Below are 14,960 nucleotides of genomic sequence, written 5' to 3' on the forward strand. Positions count from 1 at the left end.
CCTCCTGGCCCCAATCCCTCACTCGGCCGTTTTTTTCCCTTGCTTTTCCTTTTCGCGCGCCTCGCGCTCGGCCTGGCGTCGCGCTTCGCGCTCGCGCGCGGTTTTCAGCCATTCCGTCCACTCTTCCGGCCGCTCGAGCGTCATGCGCCCGGTGGCGCCAGCGCGAAAATCGGTTAACACCACTTCGGCGGCCTTCTGGATATTGACCCGGCCGCCGGGGAGCATCGCCCCGCGCTTGCGACCGATGGCCTCCAGCACATCGATGTCCTGCAGACCCTCGATGCTGGCGAGCTTGTAGCGCTGACACAGCGCGTCGGCATAACGTCGCATCAGATAGTTCAGCAACATCAGGCTGACATCTTCCTCGTCCATGGCATTGCGGCCGATGGCACCGCTGGCCGCCAGGTTGTAGCCGCCCTCTTCCACCAGGATTTTCGGCCACAGCATGCCCGGCGTGTCGAATAGTTCGAAATCGTCGGCCAACAGAATGCGCTGCTGCGCCTTGGTAATACCCGGTTCATTGCCGGTCTTGGCGGCTCGGCGGCCGGTCATGGTGTTGATCAGGGTCGACTTGCCGACATTGGGAATACCGCAGATCAACACGCGCAGCGGTTTATCGAGCCCACCTCGAGCCGGCACCAGATCGCGGCAGGCAGTAATCAGTTTCTGGGTCGGTGCACGATCGCCGGCATCGAGCGCCAGCGCGCGGGTATTCGGCTGCGCGTTGTAATGGTCCAGCCACAGACGCGTCACTTGGGGGTCGGCCAGATCCTGCTTATTGAGAATCTTCAAGGCGCGCTTGCCGCGCGTCAGCTGCGCCAGCATCGGGTTGGCGCTGGAGGCCGGCAGTCGTGCATCAAGCATTTCGATCACAACATCGATATCGGGCACACGCTCGGCGATGGCCTTCTTCGCCTTGTTCATGTGACCGGGAAACCATTGAATTGCCATGCTTAACGCTTTCTAAGAGGGTCCAAAAGTGACATCAATCCATTGTGCTGCAGCTCGAAAGCCAAGGCCAATAGTCTGCCGATCTCCCCTTGCGGGAAGCCTTGGCGGTCAAACCACGACAAATAGTGGAGCGGCAAGTCGGCAATCAGCCGCCCTTTGTATTTACCGTAGGGCATCTGGCGGGTGACGAGCAGCATCAGGTCTTCGGTCTGCATGGTGAAGAATCTCGGCAAGGATGCGCATTGTGCCAAAGTTGGCGCGTCATGGCCATGAAAACGCTTTATTTACAGCTGTTTGTTGGATAGTCATCAGCCTCTAGCCCCATCATGCGTTTGACATGGCTCAAGCGAAGCGGGGGTTTGCGCGGACAAGACGCTCGCAGCCGGCTAGCATGGGGCCAGTCACCATCTTGAACCCGGTTGATCCCTCTCCGGCATGCATTCAGGTTGTTGGCAGCATGGGCAAGTTGCCCGGATTGACGGTTCGCGCAGAGCCGCTGGGGGCATCCCGTCAGGATGCCCCATTTTTATTGCCAGCGCTCAATGCCGCCATCAGACCGGCCAGCCGTACCCGGCAGCGTTGGCGCAGTATCCGCGACAACTGCGTACCGGCATCGGACGCCGACAAGGCCGACAATTCCCCGGCCGGCGGCAATGCCCCCCAAGCTCGCAGCACCATGGGCTGAGACGGCACGGAGCCACTGGCACGCAACACCGGTTGCAGCACACATCGATCCTGCGACATGCGGCGCCCCAAGCGGAGCAAGCGTTGATTGGCTTGCTCCAATACTGCCAACTGTCCGAGTGTGACCTCGACATGCGTCACGCCGAGCAGGAACGCGCGCGCGGCCAGCCAATCGGCATCGTCGGCAAAATGATTGGGGGAACGGGGACAGTGTTCGTCAAGCCGCCCGGCGGCCAACAACATGGCCAAGCAGCGGATTTCCGGCAGCGCCGACTCCATGACCACATGGCCGGCCTCGGTCTGGCGCAAGCGCGCAATCTGCGGCGCCACCTGGGCATACGGGCGATAGGCGGCCGACAACGCCTGCACGTCGGTCACGAGCGCCACCGACCAGAGCGCCTGCGGGCGCTCTGTCAGCGTCGAATCAATCGCGACCTGTCGGTCGCCCATCCATTCTTCCATGGTCAAGATCCCCTCTGTCGGTTCAGGGCCCTTGAACGAGTTCTTCAGCTCGTTCAGCGGACTCCCCGGCCCAGGAGAGCATCTGTGTCGTCACTGTGTGAAAAAACAAATGCCGCCCAGGTCCAGGCGGCATTTGTCGGTATTTTGTCGCTGCTTCGTCAAAACAGACTAGTACCTTGGTGCCGCGCGGAGCTGCGGTACCAATAGCAATAGCTGTTGTAGGAAAAGGACGAAGTCATCATGAGGCGTATCGTGACCCGCGCAGCGGGGGGCTGTCAAGTCTAAAGTCAGGGGCCGAACAGCTCGGCCCCCAATCCTTGCCGTCGCTACATGTTCGGATAATTCGGCCCACCGCCACCTTCCGGCACGGCCCAGACGATGTTCTGCGTCGGATCCTTGATGTCGCAGGTTTTGCAGTGCACGCAGTTCTGCGCGTTGATTTGCAGCCGCGCCTTACCGCTTTCCTGCACGATCTCGTACACCCCGGCCGGACAGTAACGCGTTTCCGGCGCGGCATACTTCGCCAGATTGATGTCGATGGGCACCGACGCATCTTTCAGCCGCAGGTGGATCGGCTGATCTTCGCTGTGGTTGGTGCTGGACAGAAATACCGACGACAAGCGGTCGAAGGTCAACACGCCGTCCGGTTTCGGATAATTGATCGGTTCGACCTCGTCGGCCGGCCGCAGACACTCGCTGTCCTTGTGCCGGTGATGCAGCGTCCACGGCGCTCGACCGCGGAACAGGTAGGTATCGATGGCGGAGTAGAGCATGCCGGCCCACAGGCCATAGCGGAACGACGGCCGAATATTGCGCACACGGTACAACTCGTCGTACAACCAGCTTTTCCGGTACGCTGCCGCATAACCGACTGCCTCGGCGCCCTCTACCGGCTCAGCTTGCGACAACAAGGCAAAGACGCTTTCGGCAGCCAACATGCCGGACTTCATCGCCGCATGCGAGCCCTTGATTTTCGGCACGTTCAGGAAACCCGCGGTATCGCCGATCAGTGCCCCGCCCGGGAAGATCAGCTTCGGCTGCGACTGCAGGCCGCCTTCGTACAGCGCGCGTGCACCGTAGGCGATACGACGGCCGCCCTCGAACACGTCGCGGATGGCCGGGTGGGTCTTGAAGCGCTGAAACTCCTCGTAAGGCGACAGGTAGGGATTGTCGTAATCGAGCCCAATGACAAAGCCCACCGCCACCAGGTTGTCTTCCAGGTGATACAGGAACGACCCGCCATAGGTACTGCGATCCAGCGGCCAACCGATGGTATGGGTGATCTGGCCCGGTTGATGCAGCGCAGGCTTCACCTCCCAGAGTTCCTTGATGCCGATACCGTAGGTCTGCGGATCGCTGTGGGCGTTGAGCTTGAAACGTTCGAGCAGGGTCTTGGTCAGCGAACCGCGACAGCCTTCGGCGAACAGGGTCTGTTTGGCCCATAGTTCCATGCCAGGTTGCCAGGCGTCGGTCTTCTCGCCGCCACGGCCGATCCCCATGTCTCCGGTGGCGACGCCCTTGACCGAACCGTCATCGTGATACAGCACCTCGGCGGCGGCAAAACCCGGGTAGATTTCCACCCCCAGCGCTTCTGCCTGCTGTCCCAGCCAACGACAGAAATTGCCCAGACTGACGATGTAGTTGCCATCGTTATGCATTTGCGGCGGCGTCGGTAATTGGATCGACTCGTTCTGGGTCAACAGCAGAAAACGGTCTTCGCGCGCCGGCGTATTCAGCGGCGCGCCCTTCTCTTTCCAGTCGGGGATCAGTTCGTTGAGTGCGCGCGGTTCGACGATGGCGCCAGACATAATGTGCGCGCCGACTTCGGAGCCTTTCTCCAGTACGCAGACGCTGATTTCGCGTTCGGCCTGGGCGGCCAGCTGCTTGAGGCGGATGGCGGCGGCAAGACCGGAGGGGCCTGCGCCGACAATCACCACGTCATATTGCATCGATTCGCGTTCCACCGTTTCTCCTTTGTGCATCGCACTCTGTGGCCCCTTCGCACCCATTGTTTGTCTTGGCAAAAAATGACGGGATCATGGAGCCTATGACTTATCTGCCCCCAATCATGCTATGAACCCACCTAGTTCGTCAAAAATCAAACAAACGTTTAAATGATTTCACTCGCTCGAAGTTGTGCGATGGAAACAGCGTCGTAGCCCAATTCGGCCAGGATGGCATCGGTGTGTTCGCCGAGTTTCGGCGGCACGCGCGCATAGGACACAGGCGTTTCGGACAGCTTGATCGGGCAGCCCACCATCGGCACATCCAGACCGGCATCGTCGACCATATGGATCTCCAGCCCACGATGTCTGAGCTGCGGATCGGCGAAAGCTTCATCGATGGTATTGATCGGCCCGCTCGGCACGCCGATGCGGTCGAGGATGCCCAGCCAATCGTCGCGACGCTTGCGGGCAAATTCGGCAGCCAGCAATGGGATCAATGTCTCGCGGTGCTTAACGCGCATGGGGTTACTGACAAAACGCTCGTCGATTGCCCACTCCGGATGGCCGAGACATTCGACCAATGCGGCGAATTGCCGATCATTGCCGCATGCCAGGATAAAGTGGCCACCGCCATCGCAAGCGAACACCTGGTAGGGCACGATGTTGGCGTGGGCATTGCCCAGCCTTGGCGGTACCTTGCCGCTGACCAGCCAGTTCGAGTTGACATTGGCCAGCATGGCCACCGCGCAGTCGAACAGCGCCATGTCGATATGCTGGCCAAGCCCGGTGCGTGCGCGCGCCAACAGCGCCGCCATGACGGCATTGGCGGCATACAGTCCGGTAAAGACGTCGGTCACCGCCACGCCGACTTTATGCGGCTCGCCGTCGGTCGGGCCGGTGATACTCATCAAACCGGACATGCCTTGCAAGATATAGTCGTAACCCGGCAACTCGCTATACGGCCCATCCTGGCCGAAGCCTGTGACCGAGCAATACACCAGCCGGGGATTGATGGCCGACAGCGACGCATAGTCGAGGCCGTACTTGGCCAGACCGCCGACCTTGTAGTTCTCCAACAGCACATCCGCCTCAAGCACCAGTTGGCGCACGATCTCCTGTCCCGCTGGCGTCGCGATATCGACGGTCAACGAGCGCTTGCCGCGGTTGGTGCAGAGAAAATACGCCGCGGTGCCGTCCGCCAATGCCGGCGGCGCCCACTGACGCGTATCGTCGCCGCTGCCCGGGCGTTCCAATTTGATCACCTCGGCGCCAAGATCCGCCAGCAGTTGGCCAGCCCAAGGGCCAGCCAATACGCGCGACAAATCCAGCACCTTAATGCCTTCCAATGCACCGGCCATGATCTTATCCCTCCGCTTAGCCGAAGGCCTGGATGCCGGTCTGGGCCCGCCCCAGAATCAACGCGTGCACGTCATGCGTCCCTTCATAGGTGTTCACCGCCTCCAAGTTCATCACATGGCGAATAACGTGGAATTCGTCAGCGATACCGTTGCCGCCGTGCATGTCGCGCGCCACTCGCGCAATCTCCAGCGCCTTGCCGCAGTTGTTGCGCTTGATCAGCGAGATCATTTCCGGACTGGCACGCCCCTCGTCCAATAAACGGCCGACGCGCAGCGCGGCCTGCAGCCCCAGCGAGATCTCGGTCTGCATATTGGCGAGTTTGAGTTGCACCAGTTGGGTAGCGGCCAGCGGACGACCGAACTGCTGCCGATCCAAGGTGTACTGCCGCGCGGCATGCCAACAGAACTCGGCCGCGCCCATGCTGCCCCAGGCAATACCGAAGCGCGCTTTGTTCAAGCAGCCGAACGGCCCTTTCAGTCCCTTGACGCCAGGCAGTAGCGCATCGTCGGCGACCAATACGTCGTCCATCACGATTTCGCCGGTAATCGACGCCCGCAGGCTGAATTTGCCGTGGATCTTGGGCATCGACAGCCCCTTGAGCCCGCGCTCCAGCAGAAAACCGCGGATCTCGCCCTCGTCGTCCTTGGCCCACACCACGCACAGATCGGCGATCGGGCTGTTGGTAATCCACATCTTGCTGCCCTTGAGGACATAGCCGCCGTCGACCTTGCGAGCTCGGGTTTTCATGCTCCCCGGATCGGAGCCGGCATCCGGTTCGGTCAAGCCGAAACAACCGACCAGTTCGCCGCTCGCCAAGCGCGGCAGGTATTTTTCTTTTTGCTCCGCCGTGCCGTAAGCCCAGATTGGGTGCATCACCAACGAAGACTGCACGCTCATCGCCGAGCGGTAGCCGGAATCGACTCGTTCAACCTCGCGCGCCACCAGGCCGTAGGCGACATGCGACAACCCAGCACAACCATAACCGTCGATAGTGCAACCGAGCAGGCCAAGCTCCCCCATTTCCGACATGATCTCGCGGTCGAAACGCTCTTCGCGGTTAGCGCTCAACACGCGCGGCATGAGCTGCTCCTGGCAGTAATCGCGGGCGGTATCGCGCGCCATACGCTCGTCATCGGTTAACTGTTCGTTCAACAGCAGAGCATCGTCCCACGCAAAGGCCGGGCGCTGGGTGGATTGGGCCATCTGTTTTCTCCTCTGTTCTGCACTGCAGAATTATGTTTTACTATGCAAAACAAGCCTAGCAACCCAACACCCTACTTGTAAAGTACTTGATGACAAATCAATCGCTTGCCGACAATGTCGACTTCGAACCAGCGCAGGATCGCCACTTCGTCACCGCACTGGCGCGTGGCCTGCAAGTTCTGGCCGCTTTCCGCCCCGGCGAAGGCGCACTGTCCAACCAACAGTTGGCAGCGCGCACCGGTCTACCGAAATCGACGGTGTCGCGCTTGAGTTACACCCTGACACGGCTTGGCTATCTGGCACAAGATGCGGAAACCGGCGGCTACCGCCCCGGGCTCGCCGCACTGTCGCTCGCCGGCGGCATGCTCGGCAGCTTCGACATGCGCCGCGTCGCTGCACCGCTCATGCGCGCCTTTTCGCTCGAACACACCATCTCCGCCAGCCTGGGTCTGCTCGACGGCACCGACATCGTCTATCTGGAAACCTGCCGCAGCCAGGCTCGCGTCTCGGTGCAGCTGAGCGTCGGCTCGCGCGTGCCGTTGGCCACCACCGCCATCGGCCGGGCCTGCTATGCCGGACTGCCGCCGGCCGAACAACAAGCCCTACGGTCGCTACTAAAGGCACGCTACGGCGAAGGGTGGCCAACGCACGAAGCCCGTTTGGCAGCCGCCTGCGACGAATATCGCCGTTATGGCTTCTGCACTTCGTTCGGCGAGTTCGAGCCGGATGTCATGGCGGTAGGCGTGGCATTACCGCCCTTGACAGCAGGTCAAGGTGCCATGTGCCTGAACGCCAGCGGCCCGGCCTTCGCCTTCGATGAAAAAGAAATGGCCGGACGTATCGGTCCGGCCCTGTTGGCACTGCGCGACCAGATCATGCCGCGCGGCTGAACGCCTCTCAGGCGTTCTGAATGTAGCGAACCAATTGATCGATGAAGAACTGCTGTTCGGCGATGGTGGCGCGCACCAGGTCGCCGATCGATAACATGCCAATGACCAGGTCGTCCTCCATCACCGGCAGGTGACGGATATGGCGCTCGGTCATCAGTGCCATGCACTCCTGCAGCGTGTTCTCGGGCTTCACGTAAACCACCCGGCTGGTCATGATGTCGCGCACCGGCGTCGTGACCGAGGTTCGGCCTTGCAGCACGATGCGCCGGGCGTAATCGCGCTCGGAGAAAATACCTAGCACATCGCCCATTTCCATCACCAGCACCGCGCCGACATCCTGCTCCGCCATCACCTGCAGAGCCTGGTATACCGTCGAATCGGGACTGACCGTAATCAGCGAACGATGCGATTTTTCGTTAAGTAGCTGTCGAACCGTATGCATGCCTTCTCCCATTGTCTTTGTGATGTCACGGGCTGTGTCATCACTATAGATCAATGAGAACGGATGTCATCTATGGTTCCCTAAGCGTGAATCATGGTGCCGCAATGGCTGTCGGTCAGCAGCTCCAACAGCAATGCATGCGGCACGCGCCCATCGATGATATGCACGGCGCCGACGCCGTTTTGTGCGGCCTCCAGCGCCGATTGAACCTTGGGGATCATGCCGCCGTACAGCGTGCCGTCCGCCATGAGCGCCTGGATGGCCGAACCGGATAGCGCGGTCAGCAGCTCACCGCGCTGATCCAACACGCCGGGCGTATTGGTCAACAACATCAACTTTTCCGCGCAGAGCGTCTGCGCCAGGCAGCCCGCAACCAGATCGGCGTTGATGTTGTAAGCCTCGCCATGCTCCCCGACGCCGATCGGCGCAATCACCGGGATGTAGCCACCCCGCGTCAGACATTCGATCAGCGCTGGCTCTATGTCGGCAACCTCGCCCACCTGCCCGATGTCGACCGGCCGCCCCTGCTCGTCCTGCATCGAGAGCCGACGCGCGCGGATGGCATGCCCATCCTTGCCGGTCAAACCGACGGCCTGGCCGCCATGCAAATTGATCAGCGAGACGATTTCTTTGTTGACCTGTCCGCCGAGCACCATCTCGACGATGGCCATGGTCTCGGCGTCGGTCACGCGCATCCCCTGCACGAACTGGCCTTGTTTGCCGACGCGCGCCAGCATGTCGTTGATTTGCGGCCCGCCGCCATGAACCACCACGGGATTCAGACCAAGTTGGCGCAGCAAGACCACATCGCGCGCGAAATCCGCCTTGAGGACATCGTCGGTCATGGCGTTGCCGCCGTACTTGACCACGATGGTCTTACCGGCCAGCCGGCGAATGAATGGCATCGCCTCGGCAAGCACCCGGGCCTTGTTCTCTACAGTCAGTGTCACGCCAATCCCCTTGATATTCTCTTGCCCTCTATTCTAACGGCATGGGCCGCGTTATGGGGCGCACAGTCGCGCGTTAAAGGTACAATCCTGAGCTTGGCTAAAGATTGATACGTTACCCTTACCAACCATGTTCCGCCCAGGATGTTGTCCGTGATGAAATCCCCCGCCGCTCTGACGCTGAGCCTGATGGCCGCCAGCCTTGCCGCCCCCGCGTTTTCCTTCGACCTGATGGAGGCCTGGCAAGCCGCCCGTCAATACGACGCCGGCTATGCCGCGGCCAGATCCGATTACCGCGCGGGGCAGGAACAAGGCGCCTTGGGCCGCGCGCAATTACTGCCACAGGTCAATCTGACCGGCACCTATAGCCAGAACCATCCGATCAACCAGGCGGCGGCAAGTGGCAGCGGCAGCGATCCCGGCGGCGAAACCCACGGCTTCGGCGTCAATCTGACCCAGCCGTTGTTCGACGGTGCGCGGCTGGCACAGTATCGCAAAGGCCGTATCGGCCAGGCGCAGGCAGACACGACGCTCGACGGCGCCGGCCAGCAGTTGATCGCCGATGTGGCGGCGGCTTATTTCAATGTGCTGCAAGCACAAGACACCCTGGCCGCCACCGAGATCGCCAAAAAAGCCTATGCCAGCCAACTGGCCCAGGCCAAGACGGAATTCGAGATCGGCACGGCCACCATCACCAATACCAACGAGGCTCAGGCCGGCTACGACAGTGCGGTGGCAGATGAGATCCAGGCACAAAGCGACCTGGAACTCAATCGCAATGCGCTTGCGCGCCTGACCGGGTTGTCGCCGCTGGCGCTGCAGCCGCTGGTCAGCGTTTTTCCGCTCGATCGTCCTTCGCCCGACAATCTGGACAACTGGCTCGAACAAGCGCAGCGCAACAGCTTGAAGATCCGCGCCAAGGAGCAAGCCGTGGCGCAGGCCGAGCAAAACCTGGCGGAAAAGCGCAGCGGACACCTGCCGGTGGTACAGCTCACCGCCAGCTATCAGGACAACACCACCAACGACCCTGCCAGCACGGTCATCGGGCAGGCGCGCACTCGCGGCAGCACCATCGGCGTCAGCGTCACGGTGCCGCTGTTCGCCGGCGGCGGCATCAATGCCCAGGTGCGCGAAGCGGCCGCCCAGCTTGACAGTGCCCGCGACCAGCTGTTGGACACGCAGCGCCAAGTGCGTGAAGACGTACGCCGCGCCTGGCTTGGCGTCACCAACGGTGCCGCCTCGGTGCGAGCCCAAGGGCAACGGCTGACCTCGGCCAAAAGCAAACTCGACTCCACACAGCTCGGCCGTGAAGTCGGCATCCGCACCAATCTCGACTTGCTCAAGGCGCAGCAAGAATACAGCGACGTGCTCAAAGACCTGGCCGCCGCCCGCTATCGCTTCCTCAATGCCCAGTTACAGCTCGCCCAGGCGGCCGGCCAACTGGACGAGCAAACCCTGGCTCGCGTCAACCGCGCCATCCGACACTAAACTCTTTTGATGCTATTGCCATGCAGCATGTGCATGGCACGCAACAAGTGTTTAATTTATTCACCTCTCTGTAGCTTTTTGCTAAACGCGTTATTAGAATCAGATAATCTATTACAGGGCACAGCCTACAGAGGAGAACCAGATGTCGGATTTGCTGAAGCGCAAAGCACAAGCCACCCCGCGCGGCGTCGGGGTCATGTGCGATTTCTTCGTCGAACGCGCCAAAAACGCCGAGTTGTGGACCACCGACGGCAAGCGCTATATCGATTTTGCCGGCGGGATCGGTGTATTGAACACCGGTCATCTACACCCGAAAGTTCAAGCGGCGGTCAGTGCGCAACTACAGCAATTCAGTCATACCTGCTATCAAGTGGTGCCCTACGAGTCTTACATCTCGCTAGCCGAAAAGATCAACCAGCGCGCCCCGGGTGCGGGTGCGAAGAAAACTGCGTTCTTCACCACGGGTGCGGAAGCCGTCGAAAACGCCATCAAAATCGCTCGCGCCGCCACCGGCCGGCCGGCGGTCATCGCCTTCGGCGGCGCCTTCCACGGCCGCACGCTGCTGGGCATGGCCCTGACCGGTAAGGTCGTACCGTACAAGGTCGGCTTCGGCCCCTTCCCATCCGACATCTATCACGCCCCCTACCCCAATGCACTACACGGCGTGAGTGTCGACGACGCACTAGCCGGGGTGGAAAAGCTATTCAAGTACGATGTCGACCCGAGCCGCGTGGCGGCCATCATCTTCGAACCGGTGCAAGGAGAAGGCGGATTCTATCCGGCACCGACCGATTTCGTGCAGCGGCTGCGTGCACTGTGCGATCAACACGGCATTTTGCTGATCGCCGACGAAGTGCAAGCTGGCTTTGCCCGCACCGGCAAATTGTTCGCCATGTCGCACTACGCCGCGGCGGCGGATCTGACAACGCTGGCCAAGAGCCTGGCCGGCGGTTTTCCACTATCGGCCGTGGTCGGGCGCGCCGAATTGATGGATGCCCCGGCGCCGGGCGGCTTAGGCGGCACGTACGCCGGCAATCCGCTGGCATTGGCCGCGGCAGAGGCCGTGCTGGAGGTCATCGAGGAAGAGGATTTGCTGACCCGCTCGGCTCAGCTTGGCGCGCTGCTGCAGGAAAAACTGCGCGGGCTGAAGCACAGCGTACCGCAGATTGCCGACGTGCGCGGATTGGGCAGCATGGTGGCCGTCGAATTCATGAAACCCGGCACACACGAGCCGGATGTCGATTTCACCAAGAAAGTGCAGGCCGAAGCGCTAGCGCGCGGTCTGATCCTGCTGACCTGCGGCACCTACGCCAATGTCGTGCGCTTCCTGTTCCCGCTGACCGTCGAAGACGCCGTGTTCGACGAAGCCCTGGATATCTTGGAACAAGCACTGAAGGCCTAAGAGGAGCTCCGCATGCTGAATTTGAAAGATCCGACCCTACTGCGCCAGCAGTGCTACATCAATGGCGAATGGCAGGATGCCGACCACGGCGCCACCATCGAGGTGACCAACCCGGCCAGCGGCGAACGAATCGCCTCCGTGCCGAAAATGGGCCGGCAAGAGGCCGAGCGCGCGGTGGCGGCCGCCGAGCGCGCACTCCCCCTATGGAAAAAGAAAACCGCAAAGGAGCGCGCCGCTATTCTGCGCCGCTGGTATGACCTGATGATGGCCAACCAGGAGGATCTGGCCATCATCCTGACCGCCGAGCAAGGTAAGCCGCTGTCCGAGGCCAAGGGCGAGATCGCCTATGGCGCCTCGTATATCGAGTGGTACGCCGAAGAGGCCAAGCGCGTGTACGGCGATACCGTCCCGACCAGCCAGGGCGACAAGCGCATCTTGGTGTTGAAGGAACCGATCGGCGTCACCGCCGCCATTACACCGTGGAATTTCCCCAATGCCATGATCACCCGCAAGGCGGCTCCGGCCCTTGCCGCCGGGTGCCCGATGGTCGTGCGCCCGGCAAGCCAGACACCGTTGTCGGCACTGGCCATCGCCGTGCTGGCCGAACGCGCCGGCGTACCGCCGGGGGTGTTCTCGGTTCTGACCGGCTCCTCAAGCGAGATCGGCGCGGTATTGACCGGCGCAGACGCCGTACGCAAATTCAGCTTTACCGGTTCGACCGAAGTCGGCCGCCAACTGATCGCTCAATGCGCGGGCACCGTCAAGAAAGTCTCGATGGAGCTTGGCGGCAATGCGCCGTTCATCGTTTTCGACGATGCCGATCTGGATGCCGCCGTCGAAGGCGCAATGATCTCCAAATACCGCAATGCCGGCCAGACCTGCGTCTGCGCCAACCGCATTTATGTGCAAGACAGCGTACACGATGCCTTCGTGGAGAAATTTATCGCCGCCGTCGGCAAACTGAATATTGGCAATGGGCTGGAAAACGGGATCACCCAAGGCCCGCTGATCGACGAGAATGCCGTACGAAAGGTCGAAGAGCACATCGCCGATGCGGTCGGCAAAGGGGGCAAGCTGCGCCTTGGCGGTCAGCGCCACGCATTGGGCGGCAGTTTCTTCCAGCCCACGGTCGTGACGGGTGTAACGCGCGACATGAAGGTCGCGCGCGAAGAAACGTTTGGTCCGCTGGCACCGATCTTCCGCTTCAAAACGGAAGAGGAGGCATTGCAATTGGCGAACGACACCGAGTTCGGCCTAGCGAGTTATTTCTATGCTCGCGATCTGGGCCGGATCTTCCGTGTCGCTGAAGGGCTCGAATACGGCATGGTAGCGGTCAATACCGGTATCCTGTCGAACGAAACGGCACCGTTTGGCGGCGTCAAACAGTCCGGCTTGGGACGAGAAGGCTCGAAATACGGCATCGAAGACTATCTGGAAATCAAATATCTGTGCCTGGGTGGTATTGACCGCTAACTTCGAGCAATAAAAAAACCGGCGCTAGCCGGTTTTTTTATTGCTGAGGAAGACCCCAGTGCTCAATGCAATCGCGATAACCGTTCCGCCAATGGGATGCCCGCCTCCGCTAGGCAATGAGACAGATCCCCCCAGGCACGCGCGCGATCCGGCGCGACATCCGGCACCAGCAGCCAAGGTAGCCGCGCAACAGCCTCGTCGCGTCCGATGCGGTACAGCAAGACCTCGTAGGCCTGGTGTTCGGGCTGATATTCCGCCTCAGCCCGCAATTCGGACACGCGGCCGCCATGCGCCACCGCCAATGCCAACGTCAGCGACAAGTGCTTGCGGTTGATGCCGCCGACACCGCCCGCCAGGGCTTCCCACCAAGGCAGCGGCGCAAATAGTTCGGCCTCGCCGTACTCCATTTCTGCACCGACCGCATCCTGAACAAATGGCATCACGGCATCCAATGCCTTACGGGCATGACGACGGGCCTGTTCCTGCGACAAGGTGCCGCGTTCGACCAGAAACGGAATGAAGGCCAGCATCAGCCGCGGATCCTTCGTCTGCCGCGCAGCCTCGTAGGTCGCGCGAGCATCTTCCGGGTTCACCGGCGCGTAGTCGCAGCCCAGATCCATCACCGGCGCTAGATGCACCAAGTCCTGGCAGGCACGTTCGTTGAGCATTTCGATTGTGAATGCAGTGGGCGACATCCACAGCGTCGCCTTGGGGGGCAGTTCGAGCGCATCGGCCAATACCGGCTCGGCGCGCTCCATCATCGGGAAATGCCACCATGCCCCACCCTGAGCACGCGAGAAGGCGAATGGCATTGCCCACAGCTCGAACGACAGGATCGAACCATCCTTGCGTACCACCTCCGGAAAAGCGATGCAGTTCCGCGCCGTAGCCAGCAACAGCTCCCGCGCCGGCGGCATCGACAGCAAGCCCAGCTGCGCTTCGGTCAAGACCGCCTGATCGCCTCCGGCCATGGTCTGCTGAACCAGGCCAGTCAGCTGCAGCTTGCTGACCGGGCGCTCGCAAGCTTCCTGCGCCAGTGACTTTAGATTTGCCACCGCTGCTGCGCGCTCGCCCGGTGGCAGCGGTTTGATCGGGAATACACGCATCTCCCGTGCAGGCAGATCGGCATCGCGTTCGCGATAGATTTCCTGCAGTTGCAGGTAGATCCGCATCGCGTCATCGCAAATCCCTTGCAATTCGCCGGCCGTCGGCACGAGATCGCGGAAAGAAAAATCAAACAACCGGAAGCCCTGGTTGCAGACATAGATCGACACGTTGTCAGCCTCGTCGAACAACACGGCGCTGGCAAAGGCCTCCTGGTCGTCGCCATCGAACGGCGTTTCATCATTGCCGACCAGGCGACATATGAAAGCGGGCGATTCGGTGTGAACCACGTATTCGCAAGGCTCAAGGCCTTGCTCATCGATGGCGTCGCCAAAAATGAATCGATTTGGGAGCAAGGCGGAACCCTTGACACGGGCATTGTGGGGGTACTGCTTCATCATTTCGTCACATTCGATACTGGCTAACCATGAATTGTAGCCTGATTTGCCTGGTAAGAGTGACCCACCCATGCGATTGCCGGCTGAGCCCGTAAAAGCAAAAAGCCCAGACCTTGTGGTCTGGGCTTTTCTCAAGAGGCGTCTGGCAGTGTCCTACTTTCACACGGCGAATGCCGCACTATCATCGGCGCTAAGGCGTTTCACGGTCCTG

The 14,960-nt window shown here is 61.0% G+C and carries 13 protein-coding genes; 4 read left to right on the forward strand and 9 right to left on the reverse strand.

Features of this window, described 5'->3' with window-relative positions:
- Nucleotides 1–18: 18 nt before the first annotated feature.
- The 6 genes from ylqF to DFP86_RS11550 form a co-directional block, all read right to left on the reverse strand.
- Nucleotides 19–951, reverse strand: a complete 933-nt coding sequence (gene ylqF / locus DFP86_RS11525) for a ribosome biogenesis GTPase YlqF (protein ID WP_133681328.1) — start codon at nucleotides 949–951, stop codon at nucleotides 19–21.
- 2 nt (nucleotides 952–953) lie between these two features.
- Nucleotides 954–1,166, reverse strand: coding sequence for a DUF3820 family protein (locus DFP86_RS11530; protein WP_133681330.1), 213 nt, complete (start codon nucleotides 1,164–1,166; stop codon nucleotides 954–956).
- A gap of 295 nt (nucleotides 1,167–1,461) precedes the next feature.
- Nucleotides 1,462–2,097, reverse strand: coding sequence for a hypothetical protein (locus DFP86_RS11535; protein ID WP_133681332.1), 636 nt, complete (start codon nucleotides 2,095–2,097; stop codon nucleotides 1,462–1,464).
- 326 nt (nucleotides 2,098–2,423) lie between these two features.
- Nucleotides 2,424–4,046 (reverse strand): electron transfer flavoprotein-ubiquinone oxidoreductase, encoded by a 1,623-nt coding sequence (locus DFP86_RS11540; protein ID WP_133681365.1) that lies wholly within the window; start codon nucleotides 4,044–4,046, stop codon nucleotides 2,424–2,426.
- Between the two features lie 161 nt (nucleotides 4,047–4,207).
- Nucleotides 4,208–5,401, reverse strand: a complete 1,194-nt coding sequence (locus DFP86_RS11545) for a CaiB/BaiF CoA transferase family protein (protein ID WP_133681334.1) — start codon at nucleotides 5,399–5,401, stop codon at nucleotides 4,208–4,210.
- 16 nt (nucleotides 5,402–5,417) lie between these two features.
- The gene (locus DFP86_RS11550) at nucleotides 5,418–6,605 is read right to left on the reverse strand and encodes an acyl-CoA dehydrogenase (RefSeq protein ID WP_133681337.1); all 1,188 of its coding nucleotides are present in this window, start codon (nucleotides 6,603–6,605) and stop codon (nucleotides 5,418–5,420) included.
- Nucleotides 6,606–6,694: 89 nt separating this feature from the next.
- Between DFP86_RS11550 and DFP86_RS11555 the strand changes: the two genes are divergently transcribed.
- Nucleotides 6,695–7,495 (forward strand): IclR family transcriptional regulator, encoded by an 801-nt coding sequence (locus tag DFP86_RS11555; RefSeq protein WP_133681339.1) that lies wholly within the window; start codon nucleotides 6,695–6,697, stop codon nucleotides 7,493–7,495.
- Between the two features lie 7 nt (nucleotides 7,496–7,502).
- Here the strand turns inward: DFP86_RS11555 and DFP86_RS11560 are convergent, their stop codons facing one another.
- Together DFP86_RS11560 and argB are read right to left on the reverse strand one after the other, a co-directional pair.
- Nucleotides 7,503–7,937 (reverse strand): CBS domain-containing protein, encoded by a 435-nt coding sequence (locus tag DFP86_RS11560; protein WP_133681341.1) that lies wholly within the window; start codon nucleotides 7,935–7,937, stop codon nucleotides 7,503–7,505.
- Between the two features lie 80 nt (nucleotides 7,938–8,017).
- Nucleotides 8,018–8,842 carry an acetylglutamate kinase gene (gene argB, locus DFP86_RS11565; protein WP_133681367.1) on the reverse strand — a complete coding sequence of 275 codons (825 nt, stop codon included), beginning with the start codon at nucleotides 8,840–8,842 and terminating at the stop codon, nucleotides 8,018–8,020.
- A 198-nt stretch (nucleotides 8,843–9,040) separates the two neighbouring features.
- On the opposite strand from argB, the gene DFP86_RS11570 reads away from it, so the two are divergent.
- The 3 genes from DFP86_RS11570 to gabD all read left to right on the forward strand — a co-directional run bounded on the left by DFP86_RS11570 (nucleotide 9,041) and on the right by gabD (nucleotide 13,247).
- Entirely contained in the window at nucleotides 9,041–10,372 is a 1,332-nt protein-coding gene (locus tag DFP86_RS11570) for a TolC family outer membrane protein (protein WP_133681369.1), read from the forward strand.
- A 142-nt stretch (nucleotides 10,373–10,514) separates the two neighbouring features.
- Nucleotides 10,515–11,774 (forward strand): 4-aminobutyrate--2-oxoglutarate transaminase, encoded by a 1,260-nt coding sequence (gene gabT, locus DFP86_RS11575; RefSeq protein WP_133681343.1) that lies wholly within the window; start codon nucleotides 10,515–10,517, stop codon nucleotides 11,772–11,774.
- A gap of 12 nt (nucleotides 11,775–11,786) precedes the next feature.
- On the forward strand, nucleotides 11,787–13,247 hold the full coding sequence (gene gabD, locus DFP86_RS11580) for an NADP-dependent succinate-semialdehyde dehydrogenase (RefSeq protein ID WP_208108312.1): 1,461 nt from the start codon (nucleotides 11,787–11,789) through the stop codon (nucleotides 13,245–13,247).
- A gap of 62 nt (nucleotides 13,248–13,309) precedes the next feature.
- Here the strand turns inward: gabD and DFP86_RS11585 are convergent, their stop codons facing one another.
- The gene (locus DFP86_RS11585) at nucleotides 13,310–14,707 is read right to left on the reverse strand and encodes a hypothetical protein (protein ID WP_243729370.1); all 1,398 of its coding nucleotides are present in this window, start codon (nucleotides 14,705–14,707) and stop codon (nucleotides 13,310–13,312) included.
- Nucleotides 14,708–14,960: the final 253 nt, after the last annotated feature.

The organism is Paludibacterium purpuratum, from assembly GCF_004363805.1.
Classification (GTDB): domain Bacteria; phylum Pseudomonadota; class Gammaproteobacteria; order Burkholderiales; family Chromobacteriaceae; genus Paludibacterium; species Paludibacterium purpuratum.